General features: G+C 62.8%; 19 protein-coding genes, 1 tRNA gene and 1 pseudogene. 13 read left to right on the plus strand and 8 right to left on the minus strand.

All coding sequences use genetic code 11. The features are described 5' to 3' along the window. Window positions 1-22 precede the first annotated feature (22 nt). Window positions 23-442 (plus strand): annotated as a pseudogene (locus tag FJ471_RS12035) (acetamidase/formamidase family protein); the annotation flags it as partial. Window positions 443-520: 78 nt separating this feature from the next. On the opposite strand, the gene FJ471_RS12040 reads toward FJ471_RS12035, so the two are convergent. The 5 genes from FJ471_RS12040 to FJ471_RS12060 all read right to left on the minus strand — a co-directional run bounded on the left by FJ471_RS12040 (window position 521) and on the right by FJ471_RS12060 (window position 4818). Continuing rightward, window positions 521-595 (minus strand) — tRNA-Gln (locus FJ471_RS12040). Between the two features lie 220 nt (window positions 596-815). Continuing rightward, the gene (locus FJ471_RS12045; protein WP_210242018.1) at window positions 816-1790 is read right to left on the minus strand and encodes an NAD-dependent epimerase/dehydratase family protein; all 975 of its coding nucleotides are present in this window, start codon (window positions 1788-1790) and stop codon (window positions 816-818) included. Between the two features lie 77 nt (window positions 1791-1867). Further along, entirely contained in the window at window positions 1868-2851 is a 984-nt protein-coding gene (gmd, locus tag FJ471_RS12050) for a GDP-mannose 4,6-dehydratase (RefSeq protein WP_140803374.1), read from the minus strand. 111 nt (window positions 2852-2962) lie between these two features. Next, window positions 2963-4375 (minus strand): phosphomannomutase, encoded by a 1413-nt coding sequence (locus FJ471_RS12055; protein WP_140803375.1) that lies wholly within the window; start codon window positions 4373-4375, stop codon window positions 2963-2965. 98 nt (window positions 4376-4473) lie between these two features. Beyond that, a complete protein-coding gene (locus FJ471_RS12060; protein ID WP_140803376.1) occupies window positions 4474-4818 on the minus strand; it encodes a VOC family protein in 345 nt (114 codons plus the stop codon). Between the two features lie 217 nt (window positions 4819-5035). On the opposite strand from FJ471_RS12060, the gene ppdK reads away from it, so the two are divergent. The 4 genes from ppdK (at window position 5036) to FJ471_RS12080 (ending at window position 11290) form a co-directional block, all read left to right on the plus strand. After that, window positions 5036-7720: a pyruvate, phosphate dikinase gene (ppdK, locus tag FJ471_RS12065; RefSeq protein ID WP_140803377.1), complete on the plus strand. Its 2685-nt coding sequence runs from the start codon at window positions 5036-5038 to the stop codon at window positions 7718-7720. 226 nt (window positions 7721-7946) lie between these two features. Then, window positions 7947-9050 carry a glycosyltransferase family 9 protein gene (locus tag FJ471_RS12070; protein WP_140803378.1) on the plus strand — a complete coding sequence of 368 codons (1104 nt, stop codon included), beginning with the start codon at window positions 7947-7949 and terminating at the stop codon, window positions 9048-9050. Between the two features lie 193 nt (window positions 9051-9243). Continuing rightward, window positions 9244-10404 (plus strand): glycosyltransferase family 9 protein, encoded by a 1161-nt coding sequence (locus FJ471_RS12075; RefSeq protein ID WP_140803379.1) that lies wholly within the window; start codon window positions 9244-9246, stop codon window positions 10402-10404. 145 nt (window positions 10405-10549) lie between these two features. Further along, window positions 10550-11290 (plus strand): polysaccharide deacetylase family protein, encoded by a 741-nt coding sequence (locus FJ471_RS12080; RefSeq protein WP_140803380.1) that lies wholly within the window; start codon window positions 10550-10552, stop codon window positions 11288-11290. 34 nt (window positions 11291-11324) lie between these two features. Here FJ471_RS12080 and FJ471_RS12085 read toward each other — a convergent pair whose 3' ends face one another. Both FJ471_RS12085 and FJ471_RS12090 read right to left on the minus strand, forming a co-directional pair. Next, window positions 11325-11714: a DUF427 domain-containing protein gene (locus FJ471_RS12085; RefSeq protein ID WP_140803381.1), complete on the minus strand. Its 390-nt coding sequence runs from the start codon at window positions 11712-11714 to the stop codon at window positions 11325-11327. A gap of 327 nt (window positions 11715-12041) precedes the next feature. Further along, window positions 12042-12398, minus strand: a complete 357-nt coding sequence (locus tag FJ471_RS12090; protein WP_140803382.1) for a hypothetical protein — start codon at window positions 12396-12398, stop codon at window positions 12042-12044. A 191-nt stretch (window positions 12399-12589) separates the two neighbouring features. On the opposite strand from FJ471_RS12090, the gene FJ471_RS12095 reads away from it, so the two are divergent. Together FJ471_RS12095 and FJ471_RS12100 are read left to right on the plus strand one after the other, a co-directional pair. After that, window positions 12590-14218 (plus strand): fatty-acid--CoA ligase, encoded by a 1629-nt coding sequence (locus tag FJ471_RS12095; RefSeq protein WP_140803383.1) that lies wholly within the window; start codon window positions 12590-12592, stop codon window positions 14216-14218. Between the two features lie 82 nt (window positions 14219-14300). Next, complete coding sequence (locus tag FJ471_RS12100) at window positions 14301-15086, plus strand: DUF1499 domain-containing protein (protein WP_140803384.1); 786 nt, start codon at window positions 14301-14303, stop codon at window positions 15084-15086. Here FJ471_RS12100 and FJ471_RS12105 read toward each other — a convergent pair whose 3' ends face one another. Continuing rightward, window positions 15087-15995, minus strand: coding sequence for an MBL fold metallo-hydrolase (locus FJ471_RS12105; RefSeq protein ID WP_140803385.1), 909 nt, complete (start codon window positions 15993-15995; stop codon window positions 15087-15089). A 101-nt stretch (window positions 15996-16096) separates the two neighbouring features. On the opposite strand from FJ471_RS12105, the gene FJ471_RS12110 reads away from it, so the two are divergent. The 6 genes from FJ471_RS12110 to FJ471_RS35060 all read left to right on the plus strand — a co-directional run bounded on the left by FJ471_RS12110 (window position 16097) and on the right by FJ471_RS35060 (window position 23933). Then, window positions 16097-16687 (plus strand): biotin transporter BioY, encoded by a 591-nt coding sequence (locus FJ471_RS12110; RefSeq protein ID WP_140803386.1) that lies wholly within the window; start codon window positions 16097-16099, stop codon window positions 16685-16687. Between the two features lie 222 nt (window positions 16688-16909). Then, window positions 16910-17800: a glucose-1-phosphate thymidylyltransferase RfbA gene (gene rfbA / locus FJ471_RS12115; protein WP_140803387.1), complete on the plus strand. Its 891-nt coding sequence runs from the start codon at window positions 16910-16912 to the stop codon at window positions 17798-17800. Then, a complete protein-coding gene (gene rfbC / locus FJ471_RS12120) occupies window positions 17793-18347 on the plus strand; it encodes a dTDP-4-dehydrorhamnose 3,5-epimerase (RefSeq protein WP_140803388.1) in 555 nt (184 codons plus the stop codon). Before rfbA ends, rfbC begins: the two co-directional genes overlap by 8 nt. Window positions 18348-18361: 14 nt before the next feature. Next, window positions 18362-19531 carry a dTDP-glucose 4,6-dehydratase gene (rfbB, locus tag FJ471_RS12125; protein WP_246684696.1) on the plus strand — a complete coding sequence of 390 codons (1170 nt, stop codon included), beginning with the start codon at window positions 18362-18364 and terminating at the stop codon, window positions 19529-19531. Then, window positions 19528-20505, plus strand: a complete 978-nt coding sequence (gene rfbD, locus FJ471_RS12130) for a dTDP-4-dehydrorhamnose reductase (RefSeq protein WP_140803389.1) — start codon at window positions 19528-19530, stop codon at window positions 20503-20505. Before rfbB ends, rfbD begins: the two co-directional genes overlap by 4 nt. 2 nt (window positions 20506-20507) lie before the next feature. Next, window positions 20508-23933: a glycosyltransferase gene (locus FJ471_RS35060; RefSeq protein ID WP_210242019.1), complete on the plus strand. Its 3426-nt coding sequence runs from the start codon at window positions 20508-20510 to the stop codon at window positions 23931-23933. Window positions 23934-23944: the final 11 nt, after the last annotated feature.

Below are 23944 nucleotides of genomic sequence, written 5' to 3' on the forward strand. Positions count from 1 at the left end.
CATCTGTGTATAAGCGACAGGGTTTCGGCCCGGTGCGACCGTTTGGTTTCCCGTTGCTGTGGAAGGTGCGCTCTTCTTCGCAGGCGATTGTCATGCGGCGCAGGGCGATGGGGAGATTGTCGGGACCGGTATCGAAACCTGCTTTGAGGTTGAGCTTCGCTTGACGGTGGAGAAGAACAGGCAGCTGGTATGGCCTCGCGGTGAGAACGACACCCACATTTTCTCTGTCGGCAACGCACGCCCGCTTGATCAGGCCCTGCAGCACGCGACCACGGATATGCTCAACTGGCTGACCAGCGACTATGGATTGTCCGCCACTGCTGCGTCGCATCTGTTGGGACAGGTCGTCCGGTATCACGTCGGAAACGTTTTTGACCCTGCCTACACGATGGTCTGCCTCGTCGAAAAGCGATGGCTTCCAAAACCGGCCTCTGTCGGCTGACAGAGCCTCGCCACGATCGCTCGCTTGCCCTTGCCAAGAGATGGGTAACCCGTGCCTCCGGGACGACCTGCGATGGTGTGGCTGGGGCGCCAGGATTCGAACCTGGGAATGTCGGTACCAAAAACCGATGCCTTACCACTTGGCGACGCCCCAGCAAGCGGGCCATGCCCGCTGCGCGCGGCCTTATAGGACGTGGCGGGGCAAAGCTCAATGCCGGGAGATCAACTAAAAGCGACAGCGACGCGGGCCGCCATTCCTGGCCGTTTCGTTTCGCGATCGCCGGCGGTGGAGCGCAAGCACCGCACCCCGCGCGTCAGCTTCGCGCTTCTGCGGTTTAGCCCAGGCTTTCGGGAATCAGGCGATGCATCCTTGCCTACGCCTGGGCCACGCGCGCGCGGCAATCCTCCAGGACCGCGGCGAGCGTATCTTCGAAGGGGTGCTCGGGCGCCCAGCCAAGCAGGGTCCGGGCGCGAGTCGCATCGCCGACGATGCGTGGCAGATCGCTCGGTCGCAGCCGCAGGGGATCCTGCTCCGTAACGATCCTAGCGCTGCTTTGCGCCAGCAGCAGATCGAGAATGTCTCCCATCCGCCAGGACACGCCGGATGCAACGTTGAAAATGGTGTTTGGCGCAAGATCGCGGCTCCTCAGAACCGCGCGGGCATAAGCGTTGGCGATGTCGCGGGCATCCAGGAAATCGCGTCTCGCATCGAGATTGCCGACGCGGATCACCGGCGGAGCCAGGCCTGCTTCGATCCGCGCAATCTGCATGGCGAAGGCCGGCACGGCAAATGCCTCTGTCTGGCCCGGGCCCGTATGGTTGAAGGGACGCATCCGGATGCACTTCAACCCCTGGCGAGAAAGCGCGCCGAGCGCGAGGTCGGCCGCGGCCTTGGTCACGGCGTAGTCGTCGATCGGAGCAAGCAGCGTGCCTTCGTCGAGCGGCCGTCCGGTTTTCGCGCTTTCGCCATAGACCAGGCCCGACCCGACATGAATCAGCCAGCAGTCCGGAGCCTTGTCGAGGATGGCATTGGCAACGTTGAGTGCACCGCCCACGTGAATGCGCCACGTGTTCCGGGGATCGGCCTGGGCGGCGCCCAGGGCCGCGACCGCCGCCAGGTGAATGACATGGCTGGGCCGGTGGCGGGCAACGGCGGCATGGACGGCGGCCGCGTCTGTCACATCCAGCTCTTCGACCTGGCCGAAAGCGGCATGCGGACCGCCATCCTTGGAGGTTGCGACAATGGTAACGTCATCGCCGCAAATCCCGCGCAGCGCGTCGCGCACATAGGGGCCGACGAAACCGTTGGCGCCGGTTAGCAAAATCCGCATGCCGGCCTCACGAACCATGACGCGCCGTCCACACGCGTAAGCGCGGCGGATCACGTTGCGTCAAGTCATTGGCTTGTAGAACCAAGGGTTTCCTTTCAACGCCTGGCGGCCGAGTGGCGCGCCAGATCGGCGTCCACCATTTCGCGGATCATCTCTTCCAGCGAAATCGTCGCTTCCCATCCGAGCTTCGCCTTTGCCTTGGCCGGATTGCCGCGCAGGACTTCGACTTCCGCCGGCCTGAACAGGTCAGGATCGATCACGAGATGGTCGTCCATCTTCAGCCCGACATGCTCGAAGGCGATCCTGCACATGTCGCGCACCGTCGTCGTCCTGCCGGTGGCGACCACATAGTCGTCGGGCTGATCCTGCTGCAGCATCAGCCACATCGCGCGCACATAGTCCCTGGAGTGGCCCCAGTCGCGCTTGGCGTCGATATTGCCCAGCCGCAACTCCCTTGCCAGGCCGTTCTTGATGCGCGCGACGGTGTCCGCGACCTTGCGTGTCACGAATTCGATGCCGCGAAGCGGCGATTCGTGATTGAACAGGATGCCGCTCGAAGCGTGCAGGCCGAAGCTCTCGCGGTAGTTGACGGTGATCCAGTGACCGTAGACCTTCGCCACCGCATAGGGAGAGCGGGGATGGAAAGGCGTGGTCTCCGACTGCACCGGCTCCTGGATAAGGCCGTACATCTCCGACGACGAAGCCTGGTAGAAACGCGCTGCGGGGATTTCGAGACGCAGCGCCTCAAGCACATTCGTGACGCCGATACCGGTGACGTTGCCGGTCAGGATCGGCTGCTGCCACGAGGATCTGACGAAAGACTGTGCGGCAAGGTTGTAGACCTCGTCCGGCCTTACGTCGCGCATGGTTCGGGCCAGGCCCGACAGGTCCGTCAGGTCGCCATCCACGATCCGCACGTCGCTCTCGATCCCAAGCCATTTCAGGCGCGTGGTGTTGACCTCGGCTGTGCTCGACCGTCGCGCCAGTCCGTGCACGCTATAACCCTTGGAAAGCAGGAACTGCGCCAGATAGGCGCCATCCTGCCCCGTAATGCCGGTTATCAATGCTGTCCTTGTCATCGGTGCTTTCTGGAATAGAGCGAGATGCGGGGCGTGCGCCCCCGTTGCTGTCGAACCGGCCGCGCTCCAGGCCTGCGGCGCCCGCCTGCGCCACTTTCGTTACACGGCCTCTCACTCATCTGCCAGTGTGGTGTCCCGCGCCCGTTCCAGCGCCATTGCGACAATTTCGCTCGCCCTGTCGTGACTGGCGGCCTCGGCATAGCAACGAAATTCGGGAGCGTTGCCGGAAGGCCGCAGATGGATGATCTCGCCGCTGGTCATCCGTGCTCTCAGGCCGTCGGTCTCGTCGACATCAGCGACGGCGCCGAAGGGGGCGAGGAATTGCCGCAACGCATCGCGGTCGGCGAGCCTGCGCATCAAGCCGCGCGATGCCTCTACGGGGAAATTCTCGAGCCGCTCGCTGGCGCAGACCGGAAGGTTCCAGCTTTCGCGCAGGCCCGACAGCGATTTGCCCGTCGATGCCGCCGTGCCCAGCACGGCCAGGATAGGCAAAAATGAATCCCGCGTCGGCAGCGCGGACAAAACCTTGCCGTTCACCAGGCAGTCCGAGCCCAGAAGAACCCCGCCATTGGCCTCGAACCCGACGACGATGCCGCCTGCCTGCCGCGCGGCGTCCATTCCCTCTATGACGAAGGGGGATCCCACCTTCGTTCTCACCACCTTGAAGCCGAAAGCGTCTGAAATGCCCGAATTGGACGTTACGGGCGTCACCACGGTGTCGGCCTTGAGGAAAAGCGCGGTGGCTAGTCCAATCAGGTCGCCGCGAAACAATTCGCCCTTGCCGTCGACCACGAGAGGACGATCGGCATCGGCGTCGGCGGAGAGCATGGCGTCGAATTTGAATTCGCGCACCCAGTCCTCCACCTTCGCCATCGTTTCCCTGCCGACGGCCTCCGTGTCGAGGGGCACGAAAATCTCCGTTTTGCCGACGGGGACCACATCCGCGCCAAAGGATCGCAGGACCTCGACCAGCAATTCGCCCGCGACGGTGCTGTGCTGGTAGACGCCGAGCTTCATTCCGGAAAGGGTGCCCGAGGGCAGGATGCCGTCGACACGGTCCCGAAAGGCCGCGAGCGCCTGTTCATGGCCGGCCTGCCGGTCCGCATGGGCGGGCGGCCAGGGATATTTATCCGACAGCTCCGTGACATAAGAGGTGATCGCGGCCTCGTCCGCCTTGTCGATCTCGCCCTTCGGCCCGTAGAACTTGATGCCGTTGCGGTCGGCGGGAATATGCGAGCCGGTCACCATCAGAGCCGGGGCGCCGTGCAGGCGGGCATAGAAGGCAAGCGCGGGTGTGGGGATGGGGCCGCAATCGAGCGGCTGGAAGCCGCTCGCAGCCAGCGCCGCCATGCAGTCTTCGGCAATCGTTTGGCTGCTGTCGCGCAGGTCACGCCCTACGAAGACCTTGCCTTGCTGAAATCCGGTCGACCGCAGGCGCCGGGCGAAACCCTCAGTGTAAAGCCCGCTTGGCCTCCCAACCAATTCGGAAGCCAAACCCCGAACGCCGCTTGAGCCGAATTTCATCAGTCTGCTTTGCTGTTGGAAGATTGCCGCCGCTCATTGGAATGAGCCCGGCAACCCCTCGGCTGTCAACAGCAAACGCCTCGAAATCCGCGTCTTTCCTAATGTCCCCAAACGGCCAGTTCGTTGCCGGCCGGATCGGTGAAATGAAACCGCCTGCCGCCGGGGAAGGAAAAGATCGGCTTGACGATGGTGCCGCCGGCATTCTCGACCGCGTCCAGCGTTTCCTCGAGATTTTTGGAATAGATGACCGGAAGCGGCTTGGCCGGTGCCTCGCCGGCATCCGCCTGGAAGCCGCCGTCGAGGCCTTCGGCAAAGGCGGCGTAGGTCGGGCCGTAGTCGGTGAACGACCATGAAAAGGCGGCGCTGTAGAAGGACTTGACGCTGTCCAGCGTGCCGCCCGTCGCGGGCAGCTCCAGATAGTCGAGTTTTCCGTTGAGTTTCATCACGCTACTCCACTATGTTCCTGTTATGTTCTATATGGCGCCATCCTGGTCGGCAAGTCTTTTTGACGCAGCTTTTGCTTAATCGATTTTAGCGGCGGTGCCTGCTTTGCCGGTGCCTTGCCTTTCGCACTGCAGCATCCTATCGCTCGGGTTCGGAAAAGGCGGGGAACCGGACAATCGTCCGGATGTTCTATCTTCCACGAACTGGAGGGCAAGCATGACCAAGTGGGTTTACACCTTCGGCGACGGTGCCGCCGAAGGCCGTGCCGGCGACCGCAACCTTCTCGGCGGCAAGGGTGCCAATCTGGCCGAGATGTGCAGCCTCGGGCTGCCGGTGCCACCCGGTTTCACCATCACCACCGAGGTCTGCAACGCCTACTACGCAAATGGCCGCAGCTATCCTGGCGCGCTTGAGACGGATGTGGTCTCCGCGCTCGACCATATCGGCCGGATCACCGGCCGCCGCTTCGGCGATCCGTCGAAGCTGCTCCTGGTCTCCGTGCGCTCCGGCGCCCGCGCCTCGATGCCCGGCATGATGGACACGGTGCTCAATCTCGGTCTCAACGACGAGACGGTCGAGGCTTTGGCCGCCGATTCCGGCGATGCGCGTTTTGCCTATGACAGCTACCGCCGCTTCATCCAGATGTATTCCGACGTCGTCATGGGCCTCGACCACGAAGTGTTCGAGGAAATCCTCGAGGACCAGAAGGCAAGCCTCGGTCACGAACTCGACACCGGGCTGACGGCGCAGGAATGGCAAGGCGTGATCGGCCTCTACAAGGCCAAGGTCGAGGAAGAGCTCGGCAAGCCGTTCCCGCAGGATCCCCAGGAGCAGCTCTGGGGCGCGATCGGCGCCGTGTTCTCGAGCTGGATGAACAACCGCGCCATCACCTATCGGCGCCTGCACGACATCCCGGAAAGCTGGGGCACGGCCGTCAATGTCCAGGCCATGGTGTTCGGCAATATGGGTGATACCTCCGCCACCGGCGTCGCTTTCACCCGCAATCCCTCGACCGGCGACAGGCAGCTCTACGGCGAATTCCTGGTCAACGCCCAGGGCGAGGACGTGGTGGCCGGCATCCGCACGCCGCAAAACATCACCGAGGCGGCGCGCATCGCCGCCGGCTCCGACAAGCCGTCGCTGCAGAAACTTATGCCCGACGCCTTCCAGGCCTTCGTCGACATCTCCGACCGGCTGGAAAAGCACTACCGCGACATGCAGGACCTCGAATTCACCATCGAGCGCGGCAAATTGTGGATGCTGCAGACCCGCTCCGGCAAGCGCACCGCCAAGGCGGCGCTGAAGATCGCCGTCGAGATGGCCAGGGACGGGCTGATCACCAAGGAGGAGGCGGTCGCCCGCATCGATCCGGCCTCGCTCGACCAGCTCCTGCACCCGACCATCGACCCGAAGGCCGCGCGCGACGTCATAGGCATGGGCCTGCCTGCCTCGCCGGGCGCCGCCACCGGCGAGATCGTCTTTTCGTCCGCCGATGCCGAGGACGCCAAGGCGCAAGGCCGCAAGGCGATCCTGGTGCGTATCGAGACCAGCCCTGAAGACATCCACGGCATGCACGCCTCCGAAGGCATCCTCACCACGCGCGGCGGCATGACCAGCCATGCCGCGGTGGTGGCGCGCGGCATGGGCAAGCCCTGCGTGTCCGGCGCAGGCTCGCTGCGTGTCGACTACAAGGCCGGCACGCTGCTCTCGATGGGCCAGACCTTCCGCAAGGGCGATATCATCACCATCGATGGCGGCAACGGCCAGGTGCTCAAGGGGGCGGTCGCCATGCTGCAGCCGGAGCTGTCGGGCGATTTCGCCGCCATCATGGAATGGGCGGACGCCGCGCGCCGCATGAAGGTGCGCACCAACGCCGAAACGCCGCTCGACGCGCGCATGGCGCGCTCTTTCGGCGCCGAGGGCATCGGCCTTTGCCGCACCGAGCACATGTTCTTCGATGGCGACCGCATCGTCGCCATGCGCGAGATGATCCTGGCCGACACCGAGAAGGACAGGCGCGCGGCGCTCGACAAGCTGCTGCCCATGCAGCGCTCGGATTTCCTCGAATTGTTTGAGATCATGGCCGGCCTGCCGGTGACGATCCGCCTGCTCGATCCGCCGCTGCATGAATTCCTGCCCAAGACCGAGGCCGAGCTTGCCGAGGTGGCGACAGCCATGAACGTCTCGGCCGACAAGCTTCGCCAGCGCACCGAGGCGCTGCATGAATTCAACCCGATGCTCGGCCATCGCGGCTGCCGGCTCGCCGTCTCCTACCCGGAGATCGCCGAGATGCAGGCGCGCGCCATCTTCGAGGCGGCGGTCGAGGCCGGCCGCAAGGCCGGCGCGCTTGTGGTGCCGGAAATCATGGTGCCGCTGGTCGGCCTGGTGAAGGAGCTGGAATACGTCAAGGCGCGCATCGACGCGGTGGCGCAAGGCGTCATGCAGGAAACCGGCACCAAGATCGATTATCTGACCGGCACGATGATCGAGTTGCCGCGCGCGGCGATCCGCGCCCATGTCATTGCCGAAGCGGCCGAATTCTTCTCCTTCGGCACCAATGATCTTACGCAGACGACTTTTGGTATCTCTCGCGACGATGCCGCGTCCTTCCTCGAAACATACCGGCAGAAGGGCATCATCGAGCAGGATCCGTTCGTGTCGCTCGATGTCGACGGCGTCGGTGAGCTGGTGCGGATCGCGGCCGAAAAAGGCAAGGCGACGCGGCCCGGCATCAAGCTCGGCATCTGCGGCGAGCATGGCGGCGATCCGGCCTCGATTCGCTTCTGCGAGGAGGTCGGCCTCGACTACGTGTCGTGCTCGCCCTACCGGGTGCCGATCGCCAGGCTTGCGGCCGCGCAGGCTGCGGTGGCTGCGGCGAAGAGCGCGGCAAAGCGCGCCTGACGCGTGTCGCCCAGAAGTGCGCGGCGATTCCGGGACAACGACATACACCAAAACAGAGACTTAAAGCGCGTTGCCTGAATTCGTTTCGGCGCGACGCGCTTTAAGGGACGTTCGGATACCTTACGATTTTGTATGCAATGTCACGCGAACGTGCGTGTGACGACCCTGAATCTCGACATCGTTTCAAGGGAGTTTCCAACACCGAATTTATTGGTGTCGGAAACCCATGTTGCAGATTTCCCCATCCACTTACCGCTCGATCCTGATCCTGCAGACCAAGTTCATCGGCGACATCGTGCTTGCCTCGGCGCTGGCGAAGAACCTGCAGCTTCAATATCCGGGTGTCAGGATCGTGTTCCTCTGCGAGACGCATTTCGCCGGCTTCCTGACGGCGCACGGCATTGCCACCGAGGTCGTCCCCTTCAGCCGCGCCAAGATGCGGGGCTCGCCGCTCGAACGCGGACGCGAGCTCTTCCGCACGGTGCGCGCGTTGCGGCAGCACCGCTTCGACATGACCATCGACATCACCGACTCCAAGACCTCGCGGATCATTTCCGAACTGGTCAATGCCCCGGTCAGGGTCGGCTACTTTCCGACGGAGCGGCCTTTGCGCTGGCACGAGCGGCAGCCCGCCAATGTCAAGATGAAACCCTTCGGATTTGGCAAAAAGCACTACCTCTATCGCTACTTGTCTCCACTGGAGGCGCTCGGCGTCGACCTGCGCGTCAGGGTGCCTGCCATTCGACCGCTGCCCTTTGAGACGACGCGCGCCCTGGCGCTGCTCGCCAGGCACCACATCCAGCCAAACGCTTTTGTCGCGGTCCATGCCGGGGCAAGCTTCGCGGGGCGCCGGTGGCAGCCGGAGCGCTTTGCCGAAGCGATCGACAGGATCGTCCGCGAAACCGGCCTGCGCGTGGTTCTGGTCGGCGGATCGGACGAGAGCGAGGCAACCGACAGGATCATGGCCGCGGCGAAGACGCCGGTTGTCAACCTGGCTGGCACGTTGCGGCTGGAAACGCTGCTGGCGCTGCTCAAGGAAGCGCGGCTGTTCCTCGGCAACGAAAGCGGACCCATGCATATGGCGGCCGCGGCCGGCACGCCGGTGGTCGGCCTGTTCGGCCTGACCAATCCGGTTCGCTGGGCGCCGGTCGGCGTGCCCAGCATCTCGTTGCGGCCATCGATGCCTTGCGATTGCGTCGGCGGCGACCTGTGCCGCCGGACCGATCCGAGCAAGGCATGCTGCGTCTGGCGCCTGGAGGTCGATCCGGTCGTCGAGGCCGCGCTGGAACTCCTGGCGCGCACCGAGATTGTCCTGGAAGCCGCGGTCTGACATCTGCGGAAAAGCCGCCCGTCGGTCGCGTCGCGCCTCTTGGAGCAATTCCGGGAAAGATTTGAAATGTCAGGCTCGGCGCCTTTGCTTTTCCGTGAAACGGGAAGCCCAATCGGTGCGCGAGTCACTCTGGTCCAAAATCCTGCCGTCTTGTATATGAGAGCCACGTGAAACACGCGCATGACGGATCCACATGTCTACGTCTCAACCCAGCTTCGTGGACTCCGATCCGTCCGGCGCCCGGACACGGATATCGCAGCTTCGCTCCGACCCCCCCAGGTCGATCCTGATCCTGCAAACGAAGCACATTGGCGATCTCGTTCTTTCCTCCGCGTTGGCGAGGAATCTGCAGCTCGAATATCCCGGCGTCCGTATCGTCTTCCTCTGCGACGGCCGCTTCGCCAGCTTCCTCACGGCCAACGACATCGCCTCGGAAGTCGTGACATTCCGCCGTTCCTATATGCGCGGCACGCCGCTGCGGCGCACGCAGGAACTCGTTCTCACGCTCTTTAAATTGCGCCGCTACCATTTCGATATGGTCGTCGACATCACCGATACGAAGACGTCGCGGTTCATCTCCGGACTGCTTGGTGCACGGGTTCGCGTCGGATATCACCCGTCCGAAAGGGCCCCACGTTGGCTCGAGCGCCAACCCGCCAATGTCAAGGCAAAGCCGTTCGGCTATGGCGGACGGCACTTTCTCCATCGCTATCTTTCGCCGCTGGAGGCGCTTGGCATAGAGCTGCGTGCGCCGAGCCCTGATATCCGGCCGATGCCGATCGAGACGACGAAAGCCTTGGCGCTGCTGGACAAGTTCCACCTTCGGCCGGGCGCCTTCGTCGCGGTGCATGCCGGGGCAAGCTTCCCCGGGCGCCGCTGGCAGCCCGAGCGCTTTGCTGCCGCAATCGACCGGATATCGGCCGAAACCGGTCTGGACGTCGCCCTGGTCGGCAGTCCGGACGAGAACGAGGTGGTCGAAAAGGTTCTGGCGAACGCGAAGACCCGGATCGTCAACCTGGTCGGGGCGCTTCCGCTCGAGACCTTGCCGGCATTGTTCAAGCAGGCGCGGCTGTTTCTCGGCAATGACAGCGGCCCCATGCATATGGCGGCTGCGGCCGGTATTCCTGTCGTCGGCTTGTTCGGCCTGCAGAGCCCGGTCCGCTGGGGGCCGGTCGGTGCGCCGAACATCCCGATGCGTCCGTCCATGCCTTGCGACTGCGTCGGCGGCGACCTGTGCGAACGGCCCGATCCCAACAAGGCCTGCTGCGTCTGGCGGCTGGAGGTTGCCCCGGTCGTCGAGGCTGTGCTCGAACTCCTGGCGCGGACGCACACTGCCCTGGAAGCCGAGATGTAAGGCGAAAGCAATTTTTCGCGATTGCTCCTTTTGCGCTGTTGGACGTCCCCATTTTCGCCTAGATGCCAGTCTGTTGAGATAAGTAGGGGCAAGTTTTCTCGGCGTGATGCGGCGACTGACCGAGCGCGCCGGCTTGGAATGGATGATGGGTCTGCTTCGAAACTCTCTTTGCGCGATGGCGTTGTCGCTGTTCGCGCCGTCGCTTGCCAATGCAGCCACGCTGCTCGAGCCGACGCTGCATGTGAAGCCGCAGGGTCTTGAAGGCCGCGGCGGGCGCGTCGCCTTGACGCTCGATGCGTGCGGCGGAAAGACCGACACAAGGATACTTTCGGCGCTTGTCGACAACAGGATACCGGCGACCATCTTCGTTACCGGCATCTGGCTGAAGCGCAATGCCGAAGCCATCGAGATCATGCGGGCACACCCTGATCTGTTCGAATTGGAAAACCATGGCGGCCGCCACATTCCGGCGGTCGATACGCCACGGAAGATCTACGGCATCCGCAGCGCCGGCAGCCCGGGCGCTGTGCAGGCCGAGGTCGAATCCGGCGCCGCAGCCCTGGCCGGGGCGGGCGGGCCGGCGCCAAAATGGTTCCGCGGCGCCACCGCCGAATACAGCCCCTCGGCGATCGCCATGATCCGCAAGCTGGGCTTCAAGATCGCCGGTTTCTCGGTCAATGGCGACGGCGGCTCGCTGCTCGGCGCGAAGGAAACGGCACGCCGCATCGGCGCGGCCAAGGACGGCGACGTCATCATCGCCCACATCAACCAGCCGACCCACGCGGCCGGCGAGGGCGTGGTTCAGGGCCTGCTCGCCTTGAAGCAGAAGGGCATGACCTTCGTGCGCCTCGACGATGCCGAGGGCAACGACGGCACGACGGACTGACCGGATTTCACGCGCCGCCAGGCTGTGTTGAGCCTCAGTCCGGCTTGGCTTCGACCGTTACCTTGCTCGTGTAGAACGCGCCGTGGTTGCGGATTTCGGCCATCTCGTCGAATGGCGCCTCATAAGCCCACATTGCATTCTCGCCGGCTTCGCCGGCCGGCTGGACGCTCCAGTAGCTGGCATCGCCCTTGTATGGACAATGCGTCGAGTGCTCGGTGCCGGAGAGCTTGCTGAAATCGATGTCGTCGAACGGGATGTAGAAGGCCGCCGGGTAGGGCGGCTCCGACAGCATCTTGGCCCGGGTCGACCGGGCGATGACGGTGTCGCCCGCGAGCACGGTGACGCTGCCGCGATAGGGTTCGACGGTGATTACCTTGTCGGGATTGCGCTGAAAGCCGGGGGCTGGATTGGCGAACTTGTCCATGAATGGTCTCCTGGAGCAATTCCAGCAAAAAGTGCGAAGCGGTTTTCCGTCCGGAATTGCGTCAAAACAAAGAGAAAGCGCTTCGCTGTTTCCGTGAAACGGTGAACGCTCTCGGGGTAGACTTACATGTGTAGGGCAGGCGCATCGCGCAAGCGCGCGCGGCGCGAGCTGTCATCACCATTCATTGAAGTCTGGGTCCCGAGCGGTTCGGCGTTCGACGGGATCGCCGACCCGCTCCATTCTTGTTCCAGGCAATTCCGGACGGAGGGCTACGGCGAAGGCGCCGAGCCCGACCGCTGCGCGCTTTTCCTGGAACTGCTCCAGCCGTCAGGCGGCCGTCTTGAAAGCATCCATGAGGCCGGCATAGGCGGCTGCAATGCCCGCGACCGGATTGGTGCTCCTTGCCGCGGTTTCGACCTTCAGCGCGCCGCCGCTGGTCGGCAGCGTCAGCAGCAGAAACTGACGATTGTCGGCGTTGCCGATGCAAGCCGCGGCGACATGTTCGCCCTCGGCGCCGTTTTCGACGCGCATCTTGAACAGCAACGTTCCGCCGACGGCCTCCAGCGCGCCGCCGACGACTTCGGCAAATTCATCTTCGGAAACGATTTTGGTGTCCGGCGTCAGATCGTCCAGACTTTCGGCAAGCGTGCTTTCGAGGGCTTTATCGTCGAGCTGCGCGTCCATGCGAACCACTCCATTCGCCAATCTCACCCAGCCCGTTAATGAAACTTAACGGCGACGATGGCCGGATTATGGCGGTTTTTTCAGGTTCTTCGATCCATCCACGGGCTTCGACTTATGACGGCTGGACAAACCGCCGGTTCGTTCCACAATGCGTGAAACAAACGACGCGAATGCGCAAAGGGGAGGAATAGATGCTTGGATTGATGCAGGAATGGCCGCTGCTTTGCCACAAGCTGCTCGACCATGCCGAACGACAGCACGGCAGCCGGGAGATCGTGTCGCGTTCGATCGAGGGCCCGATCGTGCGCACGACCTTTGCCGAAATCCATCACCGGGCACTCAAGGTGGCGCAGCGGCTGGAGCACGACGGCTTCTGGCTCGGCGACCGCATCGCGACCCTTGCCTGGAACACGGCCCGGCATATCGAGGCCTGGTACGGCATCATGGGCATCGGCGGGATCTATCACACGCTCAACCCGAGGCTTTTTCCCGAGCAGATCGCCTGGATCATGAACAATGCCGAGGACAAGGCGATCTTCGTCGATCTTACCTTCGTGCCGCTCCTGGAAAAGATCGCCGGCGCGGTCCGATCGCTGAAAAAGGTGATCGTGCTGACCGACAGGGCGCATATGCCGCAAACGTCGCTGGCGAATGCCGTCGCCTATGAGGAATGGCTGGCCGAGGCCGACGGCGCCTTCGCCTGGAAGACCTTCGACGAGAACACCGCGGCCGGTATGTGCTACACCTCGGGCACGACGGGCGACCCGAAAGGCGTTCTCTACAGCCACCGCTCCAATGTCCTTCACGCCATGATGGCGGCCATGCCCGATGCCATGGGCATATCCACGCGGGATGTGATTCTGCCTGTCGTGCCGATGTTTCATGCCAACGCCTGGGGGCTCGGCCAGAGCGGGCCGATGATCGGCGCCAAGCTGGTGATGCCGGGCTGCAGGATGGATGGCGCCTCGATCTATGAACTGCTCGACACCGAAAAGGTGACGTTCAGCGCCGCCGTGCCCACCGTCTGGATGATGCTGCTGCAATATCTGGAGGAGACCGGCAAGACGCTGCCTTATCTGCAGAAGGTCGTGATCGGCGGGGCGTCCTGTCCGCGCGCGATCACCGCCAAGTTCCAGGACAATTACGATGTGCAGGTGGTGCATGCCTGGGGTATGACCGAGATGTCGCCGCTGGGCACCCTCTGCACGCTGAAGCCGCAATATGAGGCGCTGACCGGCGAGGCCCGGCTCGATGTCCAGGGCAAACAGGGTTTTTCGCCCTTCGGCGTCGAAATGAAAGTGACCGACGACGAAGACAACGCGCTGCCCTGGGACGGCAAGACCTTCGGCCATCTCAAGGTGCGTGGCCCCGCGGTGGCACGCGCCTATTACGGTGGCGCCGGCGCCGAGCAATTCGACGCCGATGGCTGGTTCGACACCGGCGATGTCGCCCATATCGACGCCAACGGCTACATGCAGATCACCGACCGTGCCAAGGACGTCATCAAGTCCGGCGGCGAATGGATATCGACCATCGATATCGAGAACCTCGCCGTCGGCCATCCGGACGTGGCGGAGGCGGCGGCCATCGGCATCCCGCATTCCAAATGGGGCGAGCGGCCTTTGCTCGTCATCGTGAGCAAGCCCGGCAGGGAGCCGAGCAAGGGCGACATTCTCACCTTCATGAGCGGCAAGGTGGCGAAGTGGTGGATGCCCGACGACGTCGCCTTCGTCGGCGAAATTCCGCACACCGCCACCGGCAAGATCCAGAAGACCAGTTTGCGCCACCAGTTCAAGGATTACCGCCTGCCGACGGATTGACGAAAAATCTTCGATCTTTCGGCTTCAAGCCCGCGCCAAAAACCGCTAACTCTCGGCCCGGGTTGGGACGACACGGCAAAGAATGGCATCTATTCCTGAACGGCAGACGTCTAGGGCGGCCGGCTGGTCGCGGCGGATCGGGGCATTTTCTCTTGTCCTTTTGCTCACCGTCGTTGCCAGCTATCGGCTCGATCTCGTCGAGACGCCGCCTTTCCTGTGGGTGCTGGCGGTCGTGGCGCTGCTGGCGGCGCTCGCCTTGTTGCTGGCAGGCCTCGGCCTGTCGCGGGTCTGGAGTTTTGGCGATCGCGGCGGCCGCGATCTCAGCGTCGGCGCGTTGCTGGCGCTTCTGGTGCTGGCGCCCTACGGCGTCGCCGCCTATTGGGCGACGATCTATCCGCCGCTGCGTGATATCTCGACCGATCTCGACGATCCGCCGGCGCTGGACACCAGCGATCGTACCGGTGACATGAACGAGCTGTCGCCGCCGACGCCTGGTGAACAGAGCCTGCAGGCGGACGCCTATCCGCTGGTCAGCGGGCGCAGCTACAATCTGCCCTTCGAAACCGTCGTCGACGCTGTCGAGACCGTGCTCGACCGCCGCGACTGGCAGTTGACGGCGCCCTATCCCGACATCAACGGCCAGAGCGAGGCAACGATCAACGCGCTGGCCAAGGGCTTCGTGCTCGGGCTGCCGGCCGACGTCGCCATCCGCGTCACCGACGATGGCGAGCAGGTCATCGTCGATATGCGCTCGGCCTCGCGCTATGGCCGCTACGACCTCGGCGACAATGCCGCCCGCATCACGAATTTCCTTGGCGAGCTCGACCAGGAAGTCGCCGGGCAGGTCGGCGCGGCGCCGGCCGAGTGATCAGCCGGCGGGACTGAAAATGCCGTCGATGGCAGGCTCGCCGTCGGTGGCCACCAGGCGGCGGGCGACCAGATCCTCGAGATGGGCAAGTACCGAAAGCCCGGCGGCGCCGTGCAATCGCGGGTCGGTGTCGCGATAGATCGCCGCGACCATCTCCTTGATTGTCCGGTCTCCGGAGCGGATCCGCTCCAGGATCGCCCTTTCGCGCATCTTGCGATGCGTCTTCAGGCCGCGCATGAACCTTTGCGGCGCGATCACAGTTCCGCCATGGCCCGGCAGCAGCAGGCGATCGTCGCGCGCAAGCAGCCTGTCGAGGGAGCTCATATAGTCCGCCATGGCGCCGTCCGGCGGCGCGACGATCGAGGTCGACCACGCCATGACATGGTCGGCCGAAAACAGGGTTCCGGTGCCCTCGAGGGCAAACACGGCGTGGTTGGCGGTGTGGCCGGGCGTCAGCACGGCGCGGATTGCCCAGCCGTCGCCCTGGGTCAGCGCATCGTCGACCAGCGCGACATCGGGAACGAAGCCAAGGTCGGCGCTGGCGTCGAGCGGGTTGACCTCGCCGATACGCAAAGGCCGCGCCGGCCGGTGCGGGCCTTCGGCAAGCGTCGGCGCGCCGGTCAGTTCCTTCAACCGCGCCGCGAGCGGCGAATGGTCGCGATGGGTGTGGCTGACGAAGATGTGGCTGACCGGCCGGCCGGCGATCGCCGCAAGCAGCGTTTCGAGATGGGCGTCGTCTTCCGGCCCCGGATCGATCACCGCCAGCGTGTCGCGGCCGACGAGATAGCTGTTGGTGCCGTGGAAGGTGAACGGGCTCGGGTTTCTGGCGGTGATGCGCAGCACATCCGACGCAACCGCAACCGCCCGGCCATAGGCGGGATCGAAACTGGTTTCGAATTCAAGGGCCATGCCGGCGGGCTCCGTTGCAATGCGGCAAAGTGATTGCCGCCCGATACGGAAGCCAATATAGGAAAATCAAAGCCAGCAAATCAGCCAGAATGGGGAAGACCATGGCAATTGCAACCACGATGCGCCCGCTTGTTTCTCTCACCCTGCCGGATCGAGGCGCCGCCCGGCTTGCGACCCAGCTCTTCCTGGCGCTTGCCGGGACGCTGCTGCTCACGCTTTCGGCCAAGACCAAGGTGGTGCTCGGCCCGGTCGACATTTCGCTGCAGACGCTTGCCGTGCTGTTGATCGCCTCGGCGTTCGGCCTGCGGCTGGCCGTCGCGACGCTCCTTCTCTACCTCGCCGAGGGCGCTTTTGGTTGGCCGGTCTTCCAGGGCACGCCGGAAAAGGGCATCGGCATCGCCTATATGCTGGGCTCGACGGGCGGCTATCTTGCCGGCTTCGTGGTCATGGCGGCGATCGCCGGCTGGGCCGCCGATCGCGGCTGGGACCGCAATCCGTTCAAGCTGTTCGGCGCCATGCTGACCGCCGAGGTCGTCATGATGGCCATGGGCTTTGCCTGGCTGGCGATGCTCATCGGACCGGAGAAGTCCTGGCAGTTCGGCGTCCTGCCCTTCATCGTCGGCGATCTGATCAAGGTGGCTCTGGCCGCCAGCCTCGTGCCGGCCGTGTGGGCATTGCTCAAGCGCGGCTGATCGCGACCGAAACGAAAAAGGGCCGGCGGGCGACAAGCGCCCGCCGGCCCTTTTTCGTGGCCCAGTCGGATTTCGCTCGAAACCATTGCATGCCGGATGGTAGAAAGGGCTGAAGTAGCGTCGGGAAGCAGTCAAAGCCAACATTGACAAGCCTGCGCCTGAAACCTAAGCACGGGCAACTTGGCGTCGAGGCGGGGGCCGCGGTAGTTCAAGGAGAGCTTGTTGAAAGGAATTATCCTTGCGGGTGGTAGCGGGACACGCCTTTATCCGCTTACGTTAGCAGTTTCTAAGCAAATACTGCCGATCTACGACAAGCCGATGATCTATTATCCGCTGAGCGTGCTGATGCTCGCGGGAATTCGCCAGATTCTGGTCATTTCAACTCCGCGCGACTTGCCGGTCTTTCAGGCTTTGCTAGGCGACGGTTCCGAATTTGGCGTTGAGCTTTCCTACGCCGAGCAGCCGCAGCCCAACGGCCTCGCGGAAGCCTTCATCATCGGCCGCGACTTCATCGGCAAGGACAACGTGTCGATGATTCTCGGCGACAACATCTATTTCGGCGATGGCCTGTCGCATCTGTGCCGCAGCGCGGCCGGCCGCGAAAGCGGCGCCTCGGTCTTTGCCTACTATGTCGACGATCCGGAGCGTTACGGCGTGGTTTCCTTCGACAAGGCCACCGGCAAGGCTCTGACGATCGAGGAGAAGCCGCAAAAGCCGAAGTCGAACTGGGCCGTGACCGGTCTTTATTTCTACGACAACAACGTGGTCGACATTGCCTCGACGATCCGCCCTTCGGCGCGCGGCGAGCTCGAGATCACCGCGGTCAACAATGTCTATCTCGAGCGTGGCGAATTGCATGTCCACCGCCTCGGCCGCGGCTATGCCTGGCTGGATACCGGCACGCATGACAGCCTGCTCGAGGCGTCGTCCTTCGTGCGCACGATCGAGCATCGCCAAGGCATCAAGATAGCGTGCCCCGAGGAGATTGCGCTGGAGCAGGGTTGGCTCGGCGCCGACAAGGTTCTGGAGCGCGCCGCGCATCTCGGCAAGAATGAATATGCCGCCTATCTGCGCCGGCGGGTGGCCGATCTGATGGAGGATCAGGGTGCTTGAGGTCAGGCCGCTCGGCCTCGACGGCCTGCTGGAGATCGTGCCGAAGCGCCATGGCGATGCACGCGGCTTTTTCAGCGAGACCTGGAATGCCGGACGCTTCGCCGAAGCCGGCATCGATCTCGTCTTCGTTCAGGACAACCATTCCTACTCCGCCGCCGCCGGCGTGCTGCGCGGCCTGCATTACCAGTTGCCGCCGCGCGCCCAGGACAAGCTGCTGCGCGTCATCAGGGGCAGCGTGCTCGATGTCGCGGTCGACATCCGCCGCGCCTCGCCGACTTTCGGCAAATGGGTGGCGCTGGAAATTTCCGCGGAAAAGGGCAACCAGGTCCTGGTGCCCAAAGGCTTCGCGCATGGTTTCGTCACGCTCGTGCCGGATACCGAGGTGCTCTACAAGGTGACCGACACCTACTCGCCCGAGCATGACCGGTCGATCCGTTTCGACGACCCCGCGATCGGCATCGACTGGCCGGCAATTGCCGGCGGCTTCCAGCTTTCGGACAAGGATCGCAACGCGCCCTTGCTCGGCCTGGCGGAGGTCTTCACGTGAGGGGGGACGGCGGCATGAATTTTCTGGTCACCGGTGGCGCCGGCTTCATCGGCTCGGCTGTGTGCCGGCATCTGTGCGCCAACCCGGCCTACCGCGTCACCAATCTCGACAAGCTCACCTATGCCGGCAACCTCGCATCGCTGAGACCGATCGAGAACGCGCATAATTATCGTTTCGAGCAGGCCGACATCTGCGACGAGCGCGCGGTGCTGGAGATATTGCGCCGCGACAACATCGACATCGTCATGAACCTCGCCGCCGAGAGCCATGTCGACCGCTCGATCGACGGGCCGGGCGCCTTCATCGAGACCAACATCGTCGGCACCTACCGCATCCTGAATGCCGCGCTGGAATACTGGCGGGGACTGTCGGAGGAGCGCAAGTCCGGCTTCCGCTTCCATCATGTCTCGACCGACGAGGTGTTCGGCGACCTGCCTTTCGACGGCGGCATGTTCGTGGAGGAAACGCCTTACGCGCCGTCCTCGCCCTATTCGGCCTCGAAGGCGGCGTCCGACCATCTGGTGCGGGCCTGGCACGAGACCTATGGCCTGCCGGTGGTGCTGTCCAACTGCTCGAACAATTACGGTCCCTACCATTTCCCGGAAAAGCTGATCCCGCTGGTCATCCTCAACGCGCTCGACGAGAAGCCGCTGCCCGTCTACGGCGCCGGCGCCAATGTGCGCGACTGGCTGTTCGTCGAGGATCACGCGCGGGCCCTCGAGCTGGTGGCCACCAAGGGGCAGCCGGGCGAGAGCTACAATGTCGGCGGCAATTCCGAGCGCACCAATCTCGGCGTCGTCGAGACGATCTGCGATCTTCTCGACCTGAGGCGGCCGCGCGCCGGCGGCAAGCGCCACCGCGATCTCATCACCTTCGTCACCGACCGCCCCGGCCATGACCGGCGCTATGCGATCGATGCCGCCAAGATCGCGCGCGACCTGGGCTGGGCGCCGCGGGAGAATTTCGACAGCGGCCTGGCCAGGACCGTCGACTGGTATCTCGACAACAAATGGTGGTGGGGGCCGATCCGCGAGCAGTGCTACGATGGCGAGCGGCTGGGCCGGACCGTGGCGGAGAAGCGCCCGATCGAAAACGCCCCCGTCGAAAACGCAAAGATCGAAAACGCAAAGGTCGAAATCAGCCCCGCCGGGAGCGCGGCCGAGAGCAGGAAGGTAGCCACGTGAGGCTTGCCGTCACCGGACGCGAGGGCCAGGTTGCCGCAAGCCTGGTCGAGGCGGCGCGGGGCCGCGACGACGTCGAGGTCGTCGCCGTCGGCCGGCCGGCGCTCGACCTGGCGCGGCCCGACACGGTGGTCGCGGCGCTGGAAGCTGCAAGGCCCGACATCGTCGTTTCCGCCGCCGCCTACACCGCCGTCGACCAGGCCGAGGACGAGAAGGACGTGGCCTTCGCCGTGAACGCAACCGGCGCCGGCAAGGTGGCCGAAGCGGCGGCAAGGCTCGGCGTTCCCGTCATCCATTTGTCGACCGACTATGTCTTCGACGGCACCAAGGACGGCGCCTATGTCGAGACCGACCCGACCGCGCCGCTCGGCGTCTACGGCGCCTCCAAGCTCGCCGGCGAGGAAGCGGTGGCGGCCGCCAACCCGCGCCATCTCATCCTGCGCACCGCCTGGGTCTACAGCCCCTTCGGCAAAAACTTCGTCAAGACGATTCTGAGGCTCGCCGCCGACCGCGACGAGATTTCGGTTGTAGCCGATCAATGGGGAAATCCGACATCCGCGCTCGACATCGCCGCTGCGATCCTGAATGCGGCGGCGAGGCTGCGCAACGACAGGAGTTTCGCCGCCTTCGGCGTCTATCACCTAGCGGGTGGCGGCGAGACCAACTGGAGCGGCTTTGCCCGTCACATCCTCGACACAAGCCGGGCGTTTGGTGGCCCGCATGCGACCGTGCGCGATATCGCGACGGCGGACTATCCGACCAAGGCCAGGCGCCCGGCCAATTCGCGGCTGTCGAGCGCGAAGTTCGCGGACGTATTCGGATGGCAGGCGGCGCAGTGGCGGGTAGCGGCGGAAAGCGTGGTTGCTCGCCTCATGGAGAATGGGCGGAATTTCTATCCTCGCTTGGGAGACGGTAGCTCGAATCCGTTGCTGAGCCCGACGCCAAGCGGTTTGATGCCGCTCAAGGACAACATCTAGCGATGAATAAGCCGGCCAGCTTGCCGAAGAGTCATGTGTCCGAGGCGGACGCGAAATCGACGAATGCCGATAGGCGATCGCTTCGCCGGCTCTACGACATGCACGAGGGTAAAGTTTCGGACAAATGGTCGATCTACCTGAACGAATACGGGCGGATTTTTTCGAAACATCGAAACAGGCCGGTTCGGATATTCGAGATTGGTATCCAGAACGGCGGGTCGCTTGAGATTTGGGCGAAATATTTCCCGCGGGCGAAGGTTATTATCGGTTGCGATATTGATCGGAATTGCGGTCTCCTGACTTTTGAGAGCAGTAAGATCAGCGTTGTCGTTGGTGACGCTAGCACCGAGGAGGTCGAAAGGAAAATTCTCGAGAGATCCGATCGGTTCGACATCATCATAGACGACGGTTCGCACAGGTCGTCCGATGTTGTACGGACCTTCGCACGCTATTTTCCTCACCTGTCGGATGGCGGGATTTTCGTCGTGGAAGACCTGCATACAAGCTACCGGCAGAACTTCGAAGGTGGCCTCTATGATCCGTTGTCTTCGATGTCGTTCTTCAAGAGATTGCTTGATCTGGTCAATCACGAGCATTGGGGCCTGGACCGTAGCCGAACGGATGCGCTGGCAGCATTCGCTGATCGGTATGGAATCGCGTTCGATGAACCTTCGCTGGCGTCGATTCACTCCATCGAGTTCCTGAACTCCCTTTGCGTCGTGACCAAACGCCCTTCCCGGGAGAATGTCCTCGGCCATCGCCATATAGCCGGCCGGGTCGCCGCCGTTGAGCAAAGCATGATTCATCTTGATGGCACGGATATGGATGCTCCCGATCAGGCTGAAAACCCTTGGTCGCTACGGTCGATGACAGTGGAGGAGGAGATTGTAGGCAATCGAGAATTGGTCGAACGGCAAGCTGAGACCATCGAGACCCTCACCCGCGATCTTGCGGGATCGCACGAGCAAATTCAGGCCGGCGCGCATGCGTTGCAAATGGCCAACGCGGACCTTCTGGCGACAGGCAGGGAACTGGAAAAAGCAAATGCGGAGCTCGTGGCAGGCTCTGAAAGTATCGCCTCGTTGAAGCACGAAATCGAATTGATCCGCGGTAGCCGGACCTGGCGCTATGGATCGTTTCTGCAAAGACTTGCGTCAGTTCCGGGCACTGCAATGTTCTATGCTGGACAGACTGTTACGCTACGCGCAATGCATCATTTGGAAGGCGTGGCCCAAGGGAAGCGGGCAATAGAGTGGACAGCAACCGGCAACGATCCGCAATTCGAGCTGTTGTGGCCGGCTTCTCTGCCGCTATCTCCCGGGCACTACCGGCTCAGCGTGCGTGCGCTGGCTGATACAGGAACATTTGCCGACGCCCGTCTCTATGTCGACAGCGGCAGAGGATACAACGAAGTTGAACGGATCGATCTGCATTTTCGTTCGCACGGCAAAGGACGGGTCGCGGCGATTTTCCCGTTATATACGGGCGCCGCAAAACTGCGTTTCGATCCGACCAGCAGTCCCGGCAAGATCACGATCCGCCATGTGCGGCTGCGCAGGATCGCCCGAATTGAATTTTATGCTCGGCTCATTAGCAGAATTATCGCCCGTCACATAAAAAATCCGAGATCCCTGCGACAGTCAGCCGGGCGTGCCGTAAAAATCTTGAAGGAACGTGGCTTGCTTGGACTGGCAGCCACGCTGCGGTCTGCCGAGGCGCGAGGTGCTCTGGGCAGCATTACCTACGACGGGTGGATTGCGCTCCACGACACCCAGACCGAACACGACATTGCGGACTTGCGCCGGCAACTGACTCAGTCGGAGAACAAGCCGCTCATTTCGGTGCTCATGCCAGTCTACAATACGCCCGAGAAACTTCTGCGGGAAGCGATCGAGAGCGTCGTTGCTCAGATCTACGAGAACTGGGAACTGTGTATCGCCGACGACTGCTCGACAAAGCCGCATGTGCGGCGCGTCTTGAACGAATATGCAAAACGCGATCCTCGTATCAAGATCGTCATGCGAGACGAGAACGGTCATATCTCTCGGGCATCCAATTCCGCTCTGGAACTCGTCACCGGTGAATGGGTCGCCTTGCTCGACCACGACGATGTTCTCCGCCCACATGCGCTGGCCGAAGTCGCGCTGGAAATCGATCGCCATCCTGACGCCGGACTGATCTACAGCGATGAAGACAAGATCGATTCCGAGGGCCGGCGCTACGATCCCTGTTTCAAGCCGGATTTCTCGCGCGAGCTCTTCCGGTCGCAGAATTATCTGAACCATCTAACTATACATCGGGCGGAAAATATCCGCGCCGTTGGCGGCTGGCGCCCCGGGTTCGAGGGCAGCCAGGACTACGACCTCAATCTCCGCATCTTCGAACGTATCGGCTCGGAGAAAATCCGGCACATTCCGAAAGTGCTCTATCATTGGCGGGCGGTGGAAGGCTCGACAGCGCTTGATGGTTCGCAAAAGAACTACGCCTACACGGCTGGACTGCGTGCGCTGGAAGAGCATGTCGAGCGCATGAACGTTCCGGCAGCAGCTGAGGAAGCCCCCGGCGCGCCCTGTTACCGCCTTCGCTTCTTCGTACCCGAGCCGCAGCCGCTTGTGAGCCTTATCATTCCAACGCGCGATAAGGTTGAACTCTTGCGCGGCTGCGTGGGGTCCATCCTCGAAAAGACCAGTTATGGAAATTATGAAATTCTCATCGTCGACAACGGTTCGGTTGAAGAGGAAACGCTCGCTTATTTCAGCGAGTTGGAAAAAGCGAAGAATGTCCGCGTGCTCCGCTACGACAAGCCGTTCAATTATTCGGCGATCAACAATTTTGCTGTCGGAGAAGCGAAGGGATCAATCATCGGTCTCGTCAACAACGACATCGAGGTGATCTCGCCCGACTGGCTGACGGAAATGGTTTCCTGGGCCATCCAGCCGGATGTGGGCTGCGTCGGCGCGAAGCTCTATTATGCCAATGATACGATCCAGCATGGCGGCGTGATTGTTGGACTGGGCGGGGTAGCATGTCATTCGCATAAGGATTTTCCGCGCGACCATCCAGGGTATTTTTTCAGGCTGAAGGTCCTGCAAAATCTGTCGGCTGTCACGGCAGCCTGTCTCCTGATCCGCAAAAGTGTGTTTGAGGAAGTCGATGGTCTCAATGAGATCGACCTGACCGTCGCCTTCAACGATGTGGATCTCTGCCTGAAAGTCCGAGAGGCGGGTTACTCAAACGTCTGGACGCCCTATGCCGAGCTTTACCATCTCGAAAGCGTTTCTCGCGGCGTTGAGGATGCTCCAGAAAAAATCGCACGGTTCAACAGTGAAATCGCGTATATGCAAAAAAGATGGAAGAAGGTCATTGAACGAGATCCCTTCTATTCGCCGAACTTGACTAAGGGGCGCGAAGACTTCTCGCTCGGTTGACATCGGAAATA

Origin of the sequence: Mesorhizobium sp. B2-7-1, assembly GCF_006440735.1 — a bacterium.
Taxonomy (GTDB): Bacteria; Pseudomonadota; Alphaproteobacteria; order Rhizobiales; family Rhizobiaceae; genus Mesorhizobium.

Excerpts from the sequence above, each read along its gene's own strand:
- FJ471_RS12045 (WP_210242018.1), bottom strand. The coding sequence starts at position 1,790 with ATGGTTCGTGAGGCCGGCATGCGGATTTTGCTAACCGGCGCCAACGGT.
- gmd (WP_140803374.1), bottom strand. The coding sequence starts at position 2,851 with ATGACAAGGACAGCATTGATAACCGGCATTACGGGGCAGGATGGCGCC.
- FJ471_RS12055 (WP_140803375.1), bottom strand. The coding sequence starts at position 4,375 with ATGAAATTCGGCTCAAGCGGCGTTCGGGGTTTGGCTTCCGAATTGGTT.
- FJ471_RS12060 (WP_140803376.1), bottom strand. The coding sequence starts at position 4,818 with ATGAAACTCAACGGAAAACTCGACTATCTGGAGCTGCCCGCGACGGGC.
- ppdK (WP_140803377.1), top strand. The coding sequence starts at position 5,036 with ATGACCAAGTGGGTTTACACCTTCGGCGACGGTGCCGCCGAAGGCCGT.
- FJ471_RS12070 (WP_140803378.1), top strand. The coding sequence starts at position 7,947 with ATGTTGCAGATTTCCCCATCCACTTACCGCTCGATCCTGATCCTGCAG.
- FJ471_RS12075 (WP_140803379.1), top strand. The coding sequence starts at position 9,244 with ATGTCTACGTCTCAACCCAGCTTCGTGGACTCCGATCCGTCCGGCGCC.
- FJ471_RS12080 (WP_140803380.1), top strand. The coding sequence starts at position 10,550 with ATGGGTCTGCTTCGAAACTCTCTTTGCGCGATGGCGTTGTCGCTGTTC.
- FJ471_RS12085 (WP_140803381.1), bottom strand. The coding sequence starts at position 11,714 with ATGGACAAGTTCGCCAATCCAGCCCCCGGCTTTCAGCGCAATCCCGAC.
- FJ471_RS12090 (WP_140803382.1), bottom strand. The coding sequence starts at position 12,398 with ATGGACGCGCAGCTCGACGATAAAGCCCTCGAAAGCACGCTTGCCGAA.
- FJ471_RS12095 (WP_140803383.1), top strand. The coding sequence starts at position 12,590 with ATGCTTGGATTGATGCAGGAATGGCCGCTGCTTTGCCACAAGCTGCTC.
- FJ471_RS12100 (WP_140803384.1), top strand. The coding sequence starts at position 14,301 with ATGGCATCTATTCCTGAACGGCAGACGTCTAGGGCGGCCGGCTGGTCG.
- FJ471_RS12105 (WP_140803385.1), bottom strand. The coding sequence starts at position 15,995 with ATGGCCCTTGAATTCGAAACCAGTTTCGATCCCGCCTATGGCCGGGCG.
- FJ471_RS12110 (WP_140803386.1), top strand. The coding sequence starts at position 16,097 with ATGGCAATTGCAACCACGATGCGCCCGCTTGTTTCTCTCACCCTGCCG.
- rfbB (WP_246684696.1), top strand. The coding sequence starts at position 18,362 with ATGAATTTTCTGGTCACCGGTGGCGCCGGCTTCATCGGCTCGGCTGTG.
- FJ471_RS35060 (WP_210242019.1), top strand. The coding sequence starts at position 20,508 with ATGAATAAGCCGGCCAGCTTGCCGAAGAGTCATGTGTCCGAGGCGGAC.